Below are 12,685 nucleotides of genomic sequence, written 5' to 3' on the forward strand. Positions count from 1 at the left end.
ATGATTGCAATTATTAAATATAATGGCGGAAATGTACAATCCGTTCAGAATGCCTTGGGTAGGTTAAACGTGGAATCAGTGGTCAGTGATGATTTTACTATTATTCAACAGGCTGATAAAGTGATTTTCCCTGGCGTAGGAGAAGCATCTTCAACAATGGAACTTTTAAAGGAAAAAGGACTTGATACGTTTATCCCCGGGTTAAAACAGCCGGTATTGGGAATATGTTTGGGAATGCAGCTGATGTGTAAAGATAATGAAGAAGGAAATACTACAGGAATGGGAATTTTTGATATCAATGTCAAAAAATTTCCGGCGAATGATATAGTTCCTCATATGGGATGGAATACGGTAAACGATTTGAAGAGTCCTGTTTTTTCAGGTATTGAAAAAACAAATGACCTGTATTTCGTGCACAGCTACTATTGTGAGCTTTCTGAGTATACGACTTCTGTTTGTGATTATATACTTCCATTCAGTGCGTCATTACAAAAAGACAATTTCTTTGCTACCCAGTTTCACCCTGAAAAGTCCGGGAAAGTGGGGGCAAGATTACTTCAAAACTTTTTAAATCTGTAATTATGAAGATCATTCCTGCTATTGATATTATTGACGGAAAATGTGTACGTCTTTCTAAAGGAGATTACAACACAAAGAAAATATATAACGAAAACCCCCTTGAGGTGGCAAAAGAGTTTGAAGATTCCGGTATTCAGTATCTCCACCTGGTAGATCTGGACGGAGCTAAATCCAGGCATATTGTAAATCAGAAAATATTGGAATCAATTGCTCGCGAGACTTCCTTGCAAATTGATTTTGGAGGAGGATTAAAAACACCGGAAGATATTGAGATGGCTCTTAATGCTGGTGCAAGTCAGGTGACTATCGGGAGCATTGCAGTTCAGGATCCGAAACTCTGTTACGCTTTGGTCAGCAAATACGGTCCTGGAAAAATTATTCTTGGAGCTGATTGTGAAAACAGAAAAATAAAAACTTCTGGATGGCTTGAAGAAAGTCAAATTGATGTACTCTCTTTTATCCTTCAATATAAAGAAAAAGGAATTAGGCAGGTAATCTGCACGGATATTTCTAAAGACGGAATGCTGGAGGGACCGTCAATCGATCTGTATCAGGATATTTTAGGGAATGTTCCTGTTAATCTGATTGCCAGTGGAGGAATTTCAGGTATCGAGGATGTATATAGGATGAAAGAAATAGGCTGTTCCGGAACGATCATCGGAAAAGCTATTTACGAGGGGAAAATTGAATTAAAAGAACTTCAGAACTTTATTGAAAATGCTTAAAAAAAGAATTATTCCATGTCTTGATATTAAAGATGGGACAACCGTGAAAGGAATTAATTTTGAAGGACTCCGAAATGCAGGAGATCCAATCAGCCTGGCTAAAAAATATGAAATTGACGGTGCGGACGAACTGGTCTTTCTCGATATCACAGCTACTATTGAAGAAAGAAAAACCTTTGTAGAACTTGTCCGGGATATCGCAAAAGAATTAAGCATTCCTTTTACAGTTGGCGGAGGAATCAATTCTATTGAAGATGTAAGAAAACTTCTTGAAGCGGGAGCAGATAAGATCAGTATCAATTCTTCTGCTGTCAAGAAACCACAGCTTATTACAGATCTGGCCAATGAATTCGGAAGTCAGTGTATTGTGGTTGCCATTGACACAAAATTGGTGAATAATGAAGATTGGGTACACATTAAAGGAGGAAGAGAAGCAACAGAGCTGAAAACTTTGGATTGGGCTAAAAAAGCTGAAGTTTTAGGTGCCGGTGAAATTCTTCTGACATCAATGGATGGTGACGGAACCAAAAAGGGATTTGATATCAGGATAACCAAAGCGGTGTCTGAAATTGTCAATATCCCCGTAATTGCTTCAGGAGGGGCAGGAACAATAGGAGATTTTACAGAAGTATTTCAGGAAACGAAAGCTACCGGTGGTTTGGCTGCGAGTATTTTCCATTTTGGAGAAATTCATATTCAGGATGTAAAAAAAGAATTATTATATAAAAAAATACAGGTAAGAAATGATCAATTTTAATAAAACAAACGGGCTGGTTCCGGTTATTATACAAGATGCACGGACTTTACAGGTTTTAATGCTCGGCTATATGAATGAAGAAGCATGGAACAAAACCAGGGCGGAAGGAATTGTTACCTTTTTCAGCCGGTCAAAAAACAGATTATGGACAAAAGGAGAGGAGTCAGGGAATTTTTTAATGGTAAAAAGTATCGATATTGATTGCGATCAGGATACTGTTTTGATAAAAGCTACTCCTAAAAATGTGGTTTGTCATACCGGAAGCTTTAGTTGTTTCGGTGAAAAAGATTCCAAGGGATTTTTATATGAGCTGGAGGAAAAAATAGGACAAAGAATTGATGATAAAACAGAGGAATCTTATACCTACTCATTATATCAGAGAGGTATCAATAAAGTTGCCCAGAAAGTAGGTGAGGAGGCTGTAGAGCTGGTAATCGAAGCAAAGGACGATAATGAAAAATTGTTTAAGGATGAAGCTGCGGACCTGATGTATCACTTTTTAATTCTGTTGAAAGCCAAAAACTTTTCCCTGAAAGACATTGAACGCGTTTTGCTGGAGAGGAATGGAAAATGAAAACATTTGGCACATTATATTAGATCTGTGTTAGCTAGTACATGACATTTATCTTTTAATGTGTAAAAAATAAAATTACTTAATTGAATTTTTGGATTTTTTACATTAAAATAAGTTTTTATTGGTCAATCGTTTTTCATTTTATCTGATTGGGTTGAATCTGTCTTATTTAGTAAAATATTAAAAGCATTACTTTTGCCTTTTAATTATTCTAAATAAGAACACGTAGATGAAAAAAAATATTTTTTGTTTGGGAAGCTTGATCGCAGCTTCCTTAATACATGCACAAAAAAAAGATTCACTTCATCAAAGGAGACTTGAAGAAGTTATTATCACAGCATCAAGGTCTCCCGAAATTGTAAAAAAGACGGCTTCTACAGTACATATTATCCATAAAAAAGAAATTGAAGAGCAGTCTCTGATATCTCCTGACCTCAGTAATATATTAGCATATAAAGTTCCGGGACTTGCTTTTGGTAATAATCTCGTAGGAAATAGAGGCCAAACCCTAAGGGGTAGAAATGTACTGATCATGATCGATGGTATTCCTCAATCAAGTCCGTTACGAAATAATGACAGGGAGATCAGAAGTATTGATCCGTCAGTACTTGAACGTATTGAAGTTGTTAAAGGAGCAACATCCATTTATGGAAATGGTGCAGAGGGCGGTATTATCAATTATATCACTCAGAAAAATACTAAGAGCAAACCATTTTCAGGAAAAACAGTTTTGGGCTTTACCAGTCATGATTTATTCAATAGTAATATGTTCAAATCGGACGGTGGCGCTGGCTACAGGGTTTCGCAGAGTTTTTTTGGAAACTTAGGAAAGTGGGATTACCTGATTAACGGTACAATTACTCAGAATGGAGTGAAAATAGACGGTGATGATTTGGTTCAAAATCCAAGATATGGATTAGGAGAAACCAGTGTAGGAAACATATTCGGAAAAGTAGGATATAATATAGATGATGATAATAGAGTGGAGTTAATGTATAATTATTATTCCAGTTTACAGGATTCTAAATATATTCTTGATATCGGAAAGTATGGAGAAAGACCTTCTACGGGAAAATTAGGAAACAGAGAAGGGGTGAAAGAGGGAACAAGATATAATCATAACGGATATTTAAAATATATCAATAAAAATATTTTCCATCAGACTTCCCTCAATACAACGATTTATTTTCAGGACTTTTATACAATCTATGATTATCGTAACCCACCAAGATGGAAAACAGGGGGACAATCGGCTATTTTGGAAAAGAAATATGGATTCAGGGCAGATTTTAATACTGAATTTAAAAAAGGAAATGAGCTGATGGGTTCTTTAACCTATGGTCTTGATTTACTCAATGAGAAAACAAGCCAGCCTTTGGTAGATGGACGAATATGGGTTCCTGAAATGAATATGCTGGCCGCTGCTCCTTTTGTACAAGGTAAATTGTTTATCACCAAAGACTTAACTGTTAAAGCAGGATTGCGATGGGATAAGATGTCTGTAAAAGTTCCGGATTATACTACATTGCCTTCTGGAAATGCCTCTGAATTTAATGTGCAGGGAGGCCGGTTAAATTATTCCAATATATCATATAATGTAGGAGTAAGTTATGTTGCAATTGACTTTTTCCAGCCTTTTACCTCTTACTCAAGAGGATTTAATATTTATGATTTAGGACGAGTGCTGAGAGATGCTAAAACTAATGTTTTAAATGAAATCAATACGGATCCTGTTGTTATTGATAATTACGAGATTGGATTTAACAGTAAAATTGGCCGGGCTGTTGATTTCTCAGCGAGTTATTTTTATAATTATTCAAAATTGGGGGCAGACTTGGTCTCTGTAAACGGATTTTGGACTCCTTTGAGAGCGCCACAATACATTAGTGGAGTAGAGCTGGCAATGAACGTATATCCGACCAGAGGATTAAGTATAGGAGCTAATTATACTTACCAGGAAGGAAAAGTAGACGTGAAAAATGATAATAGCTATGATAAATATTTGAGCGGATTGAGGATCGCTCCAGCCAGACTTAATTCTTATATCAAATGGAATAATAAATCCCAGAAGCTTCAATTGGGAGTTTATCATATGTACTCCTTTAAAAGAGAACAATTTGAACCGGTATCCGGAAAATATCAGGAAGGAGAAGGTCCTGTAAAGGAATTTAACCTTTTTAATTTTCAAGGGAGTTACCAATTTAATAATGTAATTACGGTAGGATTAGGAATAGAAAATGTCTTGAATAAAACCTATTATACTCCAACTTCAATGTACACTGCACGAGATGCAGAGTATGTAAGAGGAAACGGAAGGTATTATACCTTGTCTCTGAATTTTAATTACTAGACTAATTTTAGCTATATGAATAATGAAATCCTATCTGCTTTTAGATAGGGTTTTGTGTTTTAAAGAATATAATCCTCTTTGTCTTATGTAATCTTTTGCATTCTGAGCGCCATAGCAGTATTAGGCATAAAAAACTTATAAAGCAGATGATATTTTCAAAACATTTTTCATAATTTACATTTTATTTTCAAAACAACCTTAAAGAATATGTCATAAACAGGATTTGTACAAATACCCAGTAATATTTATGAAAAAAAATGATTTTATTATTTTTATCTTATTCTGTATGATACTTTTGCCTACAGGGGTTTCAGCTCAAAAACAATTAATACTCACTTCTCCTAATAATAAACTGAAAACCTTCATCAACGTAGGTAAAACAGTAGAGTATTCCGTGCTACACAATGGAGATGTAATGCTCGACAAATCTGCTATCTCCATGACACTTGATGATGGATCTTTCTATGGGAAAAATGGAAAACTTTTAAGATCGTCGGAAAAAAAAGTTAATCAGACTTTCAATGTGCGGATATATAAACGCCGGCAAATTAAAGACTATTATAATGAACTGATATTAGAGTTTAAAGATTATCATATTATTTTTAGAGCTTATGATGAAGGGATTGCTTACAGATTTGTGTCTTTAGCTAAAAAGCCATTTAAAATAATGGCTGAACAAGCTGAATTTAATTTCCCTGCAGATCAAAAAGCTTTTATCAACTATACCAATAAACCGGAAACAGCTCCTTTGGAAAAACAATTTTTCAACTCGTTTGAACAACCTTATTTTCATTATCCTTTATCCGAATGGAATAAGAAAAGACTCGCTATCAATCCTTTACTTGTAGAAGGGGTAAAGGGTAAAAAGCTTTGTATTGCCGAATCTGACCTTATCAATTACCCGGGAATGTTCTTATATCCGGGAGATAAATCCAATAGTTTAAAAGGCGTATTTGCACCTTACCCGAAAGAAGTTCAGCAAGGGGGACATAATAATTTGCAGATGCTCATAAAATCTCGTGAAAACTTTGTTGCCCAATTCGATAAAGGGACAGACTTTCCTTGGCGAATCATTATTATTTCCGAGAAAGACTCAGATTTGACAGATAGTGATATCGTCTATAAATTGGCAACTCCTTCTCAGGGAGATTATTCATGGGTGAAACCAGGAAAAGTAGCCTGGGATTGGTGGAATGATTGGAATTTGTACAATGTAAACTTTAAGACCGGGGTTAATAATGAAACCTATCGATATTATATCGATTTTGCTGCTCAATATGGAATAGAATATGTGATTCTTGATGAAGGCTGGGCAGTCAATAAGAAAGCAGACCTCTTTCAGGTAGTCCCTGAAATCAATCTGCCGGAATTGATTGCTTATGCAAATTCCAAAAAAGTAGGGCTTATTCTTTGGGCAGGGTATTATGCTTTTGATCGTGATATGGAAGCTGTTTGCAAACATTATAGTGAAATGGGAATCAAAGGTTTTAAAGTAGACTTTATGGATCGGGATGATCAGATCATTGTTGACTTTCACCGGAGAGGGGCAGCAATGGCTGCAAAATATAAGTTGTTGATAGATTATCATGGGACATATAAACCTACAGGGCTACAACGAACCTATCCTAATGTTATTAATTTTGAAGGGGTAAACGGATTGGAGCAAATGAAATGGGCAGATCATCTTGACCAGGTAACCTATGATGTAACCATTCCATTTATCCGACAGATAGCAGGCCCAATGGATTATACTCAGGGAGCAATGCGTAATGCAACCAAAGATAATTTCAAAAGTGTTGATAGTGAAGCTATGAGCCAGGGAACACGATGCCGTCAGCTGGCAGAATATATAGTCTTTGAGTCTCCGTTAAATATGCTTTGTGATAGCCCGTCAAATTATATGGCAGAAACGGAATGTACAGAATTTATTGCTAAGATTCCTACCATTTGGGATCAAACCATAGCTTTAGATGGTGAGGTCGCAAAATATGTAGCAATAGCCCGTAAAAAAGGAGATGATTGGTATATGGGTGCTTTAACCAACTGGGATGCACGTACTGTAGAATTAGATTTATCATTCCTAGGAAAAGGCAATTTCAAAGGTGAAGTATTTAAAGATGGAATCAACGCGAATCGTGTTGCTAAAGATTACAAAAAGGAAGTCATTGATATTCCAGCTAATAGAAAATTGACCGTATCAATGGCGTCAGGCGGAGGTTACGTAATAAAGATCACAAAAAAATAAAGAATTATAAAAACCAAAAGCTTTCTAAAAATAGAAAGCTTTTGTATTAAGATATATAGTATAAGTGATTATTCAATCATAATTTTTCTAACTACTGTATGCTCATCGGCTTTAAGATTTCCTAAATAAACCCCTTTTGGCAAATTAGAAACATTAATTCTTGTCTGGTTTTCTTGCTTAAGTAAAGACCGACCTAACAGATCGGTGATTTCAAAACTGAAGTTGCTAACGGAAGATGGTAATTCTAGACTCAGAATATCTTTTGCCGGATTGGGATAAATTTTAACGGATTCAAGCTTATCTGCAGCGGTTTCTTTGGTATTCAAAACTAAAGATGCCGTAGTGGATGCTACTGCAAAATGCTGAAGTGCCCCCACCGTTGCTTTTCCTACATTGAAAATATATACAGGGTCTGTATTCGCAAAGGTATCATTCACAGTATGCGGATAACTGCTTCTTTTATACTCAAAGTATCCTGTAATTACTTCTCCTTTCTGTTCAAAAGGGATATAGTCCGTATCTTCTGCCGGATCAATCCCTGTAAGCAGTGGAGAATATAGAGTAGTACAGGTCACCAGCTGTTGTGTAACCGCACTTGATGCCGCATTATTGCTGCTTACTCCTCCCTGATCCTCATCACAGTATATTCTGTTATTTACATTCCCCATTTTTCCACCTACCTGGTCAAGATTGAATACCAGTTTTATATCCAGCTTTCGAACACCATTTTGATAAGCTACATTGTTTACATAATGAGAACTTCCTCTTAATCCCTGTTCTTCCCCGGAAAAATGAATAAACTTGATAGAATATTCTGTCGGAACATTTCTAAGGATCCTGGCAGCTTCCAGTATAATTGAAGTACCACTACCGTTATCATTGGTTCCCGGACCTACGATGCTATCAAAGTGCCCACAAATAATAACATATTTATTAGGATATACTGTTCCTGTTTTGGTGATGATCAGGTTTTTAGAGCTTGTACTTCCAAAGGTAAAAGGATCCTCAACAATCTGGCTTGCTGTGTAGCCATACGATAAATATTTGTTTTTGATCCACGTAAGCGCATTGGCATTATTGGTAGAACCTGTTGTTTTTACACCAAGATTTTGGAACTGCTGCAGATTGGTTGTAATATTGGTTTGTGTAACCTGGTTTGCCCTGTCCTGATAAACTTGAATGAAGCTTTGAGATTGTAATTGCTGGCCTAATAAAGCGCAAAAAAGAAGAGTAATTATATTTTTCATTGTTAGGTGATTTTTGTAAAAGTAATCATAAAATCACAATGAAAGAATAAAAATATTATGTAATAAATAAAAAATGCTCTTATTGTTGATAATAAAAGCATTTTTGTAATTGAGAGATATTTGATGATTTATTTTTCTATAACAATTTTTCTTGTTGTACTCTGACCTTTGGCTTTTATAATGACTAGATAAGCTCCTTCCTGCAAACCGGAAATATCGATTTTTCTTTGATTTTCTTTTTTGATCAGAATATGTCCTAAAAGATCTGTCAGCTCAAAGTTGAATTCTTTAATGGTATCAGGTAAGTCAATAGTTATAATATCTTTTGCCGGGTTAGGATAGATCTTTACTGATTCTATTGATGCCTGAGCTTTTGTTTCTTCTGTGTTTAGAACCATTGATGCGGTTGTAGATGCAACGGCAAAATGTTGGAGCGCACCAACAGCAGCTTTACCTACATTGAATACATATACAGGATCTATATTGGCAAAGGTATCATTTACCGTATGCTCATTATTGCTTCTGATATTCTCATAAAAACCTGTGATAATATCTCCGTTTTCTTCAAAAGGAATATAGTCTGAAGCATATGCGGTAGCCATCACTGTCTGAAGAGGAGAGTACAGACTTGTACAGGTTGCCAACTGCTGGGTGAAAGAGCTCGATGTTGCATTATTGGCAGAACTTCCGTTAACTCCCTTTTCACATTTTATCTTATTGTTGTTATTTCCTAATTTACCTCCCACCTGATCAATATTGAAGACCAGTCTTATATTAAGTTTGCGAACTCCGTTTTGAAAAACTACATTGTCTGCATAGTGGTAGCTCCCGTAAAGTCCCTGTTCCTCTCCTGAAAAATGAATGAATTTTATTGAATACTGGGTAGGGACATCTTTTAAAATTCTTGCGGCCTCTAATAAAATTGAAGTTCCGCTTCCGTTATCACTTACGCCGGATCCTGTTACCGTATCATAATGGGCGCAAATAATTACATACGTATTGGGATATGTTGTCCCTGTTTTCGTAATGATCAGATTCTTTGAACTCGTACTTCCAAATGTAAAAGGATCTTCAACGATTTGACTGGCTGTATAGCCATAAGAGAGGTACTTATTTTTTATCCACGTCAGAGTATTCGCATTGTTCGTGGAACCTGTAGTTTTGACACCAAGGTTTTCAAATTGCTGTAAATTCGTTGTAATATTGGTTTGAGTAACCTGATTGGCCCTGTTCTGATAGGCCTGAATAAATGTTTGAGATGATAGTTGCTGACATAGCAGGCAAAAAATTAGAAAAGTAATTATATTTTTCATTAGTTGGTGATTTTTGCAAAAGTAATAATAAAATCACAATGAAAGAATATTAATTTTGTAGTATAAATAAAAAATGCTTTTATAACGTGTAATAAAAGCATTTTTAAATTATTTTTTTAGCGGTGAGCTATTTGCTGATTACTACTTTCCGTACAGCGGTATGATCAGCAGTTTTTATTATAGCTAAATAGGCACCGTTTGTCAGAGAAGAAACCTGGATCGCTTTCTTATTATTCTGTTTAATTAAAGTGTGGCCTAGCAGATCTGTTAATTCAAAATTAAAATCATTAATCGTATTTGGCAGGTCAATTGTCAATACATCTTTTGCCGGGTTAGGGTAGATCTTTACAGATTCTAATGATTTCTGTCCTTCTGTTTCGCTTGTTCCCAAATTCAGAGTTGTTGCTACAGCAAAATGTTGAAGAGCACCAACCGCTGCCATACCTACGTTGTAGACATACACAGGATCTATATTGGTAAAGGTATCATTTACCGTATGTTCATTATTGCTTTTGATATTCTCATAAAAACCTGTAATGATATCTCCGTTTTGTTCAAAAGGAATATAATCTGAGGAATATGCGTTAGTAATTACAGTCTGAAGAGGGGAGTAAAGACTTGTACAAGTGGCCAGCTGTTGTGTAAACGCACTTGAAGTTGCATTATTGGCAGAGCTTCCGTTAACGCCTTTCTCACACTTTATCGTATTATTGTTATTGCCAAGTTTACCACCTACCTGATCTATATTAAATACCAGTCTTATATTCATCTGACGGATATTATTCTGAAAAACCACATTGTCTGCATAATGATAGCTTCCTTCCAGTCCCTGTTCTTCTCCTGAAAAATGAATGAATTTAATAGAATATTCTGTTGGAATATCTTTTAAGATTCTTGCAGCTTCCAATATAATAGATGTTCCGCTTCCATTGTCGCTAACTCCGGAACCGGTTATGGTATCATAATGTCCGCAGATAATTACATAGGTATCAGGATAAACAGTTCCTGTTTTGGTAATAATTAAATTCTTAGAACTGGTACTTCCAAAGGTAAAAGGATCCTCAACCATCTGACTTGCACTATATCCGTAAGACGTATATTTATTTTTGATCCAGTTTAAAGTATTGGTATTATTTACAGAACCTGTTGTTTTTACACCCAGGTTTTCAAACTCGTGTAAATTAGCTGTAATATTGGTTTGTGAAACCTGAGTTGCTCTGCTCTGGTAAGCCTGAATAAAGCTTTGTGCCTTTGCGCTATAAATAGCAACGGAAAAAAGAAGTAGAGTAGTTATTTTTTTCACTTGATAAAAGAATTACAGAATTATTATATTTTTAGTGAAACAAATGTATATAATAAAAAAATCCTGAGCAAAAAACTCAGGATTTAATATTGATAACAAAAAATTTTACATTATTTTACTTGATCTACAACTGCTTTGAAAGCTTCAGGGTGATTCATTGCTAAATCTGCTAAAACTTTTCTGTTAAGCTCAATGTTGTTCTTTTTAAGAGCTCCCATAAATTGAGAGTAAGACATTCCGTGCTCTCTTGTTCCAGCGTTGATACGCGTTATCCAAAGTGATCTGAAATTTCTCTTTTTCTCTTTTCTTCCACGGTAAGCATATTGCATTGCTTTTTCTACCGCGTTTTTAGCTACAGTCCAAACGTTCTTTCTTCTACCGAAAAAACCTTTAGCTTGTTTCATGATTTTTTTTCTGCGAGCTCTTGAAGCTACTGCATTTACTGATCTTGGCATAATTTAAATTGTTTTTTTGAAAAGGGCGGTAAACTGTTTCATTACACTTATCTGCTCCGTTTCAGGGTTAAAAATTCTGAATTGTTTTAATTCCTATAAACCGAATATAGATTTATAAAAACTACTTAATTGCTAATTGACGTTGAACGCTTTTCTCATCCACTTTAGCTACGTAAGAAGTAGTAGTAAGATTTCTCTTCTGCTTAGTTTCTTTTTTAGTTAAGATGTGGCTTTTGTAAGCATTTTTTCTTTTGATCTTACCAGTTCCGGTAAGAGCAAAACGTTTCTTAGCACCCGATTTCGTTTTTAATTTTGGCATTGTCTTGCTTTTTTATTATTTTGTTATCAATATCTGATTTACTTTCTTCCCAAAGACACTTAGGAATAATAGTGTGCAAAGATACAAAAAATATCAATTCGAATTTTCAAAATTGTGATTTTATAGTATTTTCAAAAAACCACTTCTATAAAAAGTGGTTACAAATCATTAAATTACTCACTAGATATCCTTATGAGTTATTTCTCTTCTTTCCTGATTATTTCCACCCAGAATAACTTTAACTCTAAAACCACTACCGATTAAATATCCGGTTCTTGAATAAAGCTGAAGCTTAATATGTGGGTTGGAAACGTTCCCTGCAACTGCGCTGTCTGAATTCCAAAGAGGAGTATCGTTATTGTAAATAACAAGATTCCCATCATTTTGTGCAATAAGTTTTGGGGTACCTCCGCTTCTTACCGTATTAGATGCCCATAGTACTCTGTAGCTGCTAGGTGTTTCAGCATATAGGACAAGATTACTATCTCCTTGCATTACCAGACGGTAAGTAACACCCTGATTTTCTAAACTAATTGATTCGCCGGCATTTAATACCTGAGGATGATTGGTTGTTTCCGAAATAAATGTTAATGTGGTAAGACCACCACCAGGAATAGATTTATTTGCATTAGCAGTTGTTTGTACCTTTCCATTTTCTACAATTACATTGTCAAGAGTATCATCCTGACCACAAGATGCTAAAAGCATTGAAAGACTTACAAAAGTCAATAATTTTATCTTCATATATTATTTTTTTTGAGCCGCAAAAATAATAAAAAATTAAATTAACTCACAATGATAAGATTTAATATATTTTA

12 protein-coding genes are annotated in these 12,685 nt (G+C 35.2%); 6 read left to right on the forward strand and 6 right to left on the reverse strand.

The window, feature by feature from the left end:
* From hisH to PFY10_02780, 6 genes are all read left to right on the forward strand, one after another.
* Entirely contained in the window at positions 1-579 is a 579-nt protein-coding gene (hisH, locus tag PFY10_02755) for an imidazole glycerol phosphate synthase subunit HisH (GenBank protein WBV57360.1), read from the forward strand.
* Between the two features lie 2 nt (positions 580-581).
* Positions 582-1,304: a 1-(5-phosphoribosyl)-5-[(5-phosphoribosylamino)methylideneamino]imidazole-4-carboxamide isomerase gene (gene hisA / locus PFY10_02760; GenBank protein ID WBV57361.1), complete on the forward strand. Its 723-nt coding sequence runs from the start codon at positions 582-584 to the stop codon at positions 1,302-1,304.
* Positions 1,297-2,061, forward strand: coding sequence for an imidazole glycerol phosphate synthase subunit HisF (gene hisF, locus PFY10_02765; protein WBV57362.1), 765 nt, complete (start codon positions 1,297-1,299; stop codon positions 2,059-2,061). Before hisA ends, hisF begins: the two co-directional genes overlap by 8 nt.
* Entirely contained in the window at positions 2,048-2,635 is a 588-nt protein-coding gene (hisIE, locus tag PFY10_02770; protein WBV57363.1) for a bifunctional phosphoribosyl-AMP cyclohydrolase/phosphoribosyl-ATP diphosphatase HisIE, read from the forward strand. The genes hisF and hisIE overlap by 14 nt, the downstream gene beginning before the upstream one ends.
* Positions 2,636-2,864: 229 nt before the next feature.
* Complete coding sequence (locus PFY10_02775) at positions 2,865-4,985, forward strand: TonB-dependent receptor (GenBank protein ID WBV57364.1); 2,121 nt, start codon at positions 2,865-2,867, stop codon at positions 4,983-4,985.
* 247 nt (positions 4,986-5,232) lie between these two features.
* Positions 5,233-7,230, forward strand: coding sequence for a glycoside hydrolase family 97 protein (locus tag PFY10_02780; protein ID WBV57365.1), 1,998 nt, complete (start codon positions 5,233-5,235; stop codon positions 7,228-7,230).
* A gap of 68 nt (positions 7,231-7,298) precedes the next feature.
* Here the strand turns inward: PFY10_02780 and PFY10_02785 are convergent, their stop codons facing one another.
* From PFY10_02785 to PFY10_02810, 6 genes are all read right to left on the reverse strand, one after another.
* Entirely contained in the window at positions 7,299-8,477 is a 1,179-nt protein-coding gene (locus PFY10_02785) for a M28 family peptidase (GenBank protein ID WBV57366.1), read from the reverse strand.
* A 128-nt stretch (positions 8,478-8,605) separates the two neighbouring features.
* Entirely contained in the window at positions 8,606-9,790 is a 1,185-nt protein-coding gene (locus PFY10_02790; protein ID WBV57367.1) for a M28 family peptidase, read from the reverse strand.
* Positions 9,791-9,917: 127 nt separating this feature from the next.
* Complete coding sequence (locus tag PFY10_02795; GenBank protein WBV57368.1) at positions 9,918-11,093, reverse strand: M28 family peptidase; 1,176 nt, start codon at positions 11,091-11,093, stop codon at positions 9,918-9,920.
* 110 nt (positions 11,094-11,203) lie between these two features.
* A complete protein-coding gene (gene rplT / locus PFY10_02800) occupies positions 11,204-11,548 on the reverse strand; it encodes a 50S ribosomal protein L20 (GenBank protein ID WBV57369.1) in 345 nt (114 codons plus the stop codon).
* Positions 11,549-11,669: 121 nt separating this feature from the next.
* Complete coding sequence (rpmI, locus tag PFY10_02805) at positions 11,670-11,867, reverse strand: 50S ribosomal protein L35 (protein WBV57370.1); 198 nt, start codon at positions 11,865-11,867, stop codon at positions 11,670-11,672.
* Between the two features lie 180 nt (positions 11,868-12,047).
* Positions 12,048-12,611 carry a hypothetical protein gene (locus tag PFY10_02810; protein WBV57371.1) on the reverse strand — a complete coding sequence of 188 codons (564 nt, stop codon included), beginning with the start codon at positions 12,609-12,611 and terminating at the stop codon, positions 12,048-12,050.
* Positions 12,612-12,685 lie beyond the last annotated feature (74 nt).

This window comes from Chryseobacterium daecheongense (assembly GCA_027920525.1).
Classification (GTDB): Bacteria; Bacteroidota; Bacteroidia; order Flavobacteriales; family Weeksellaceae; genus Chryseobacterium; species Chryseobacterium proteolyticum.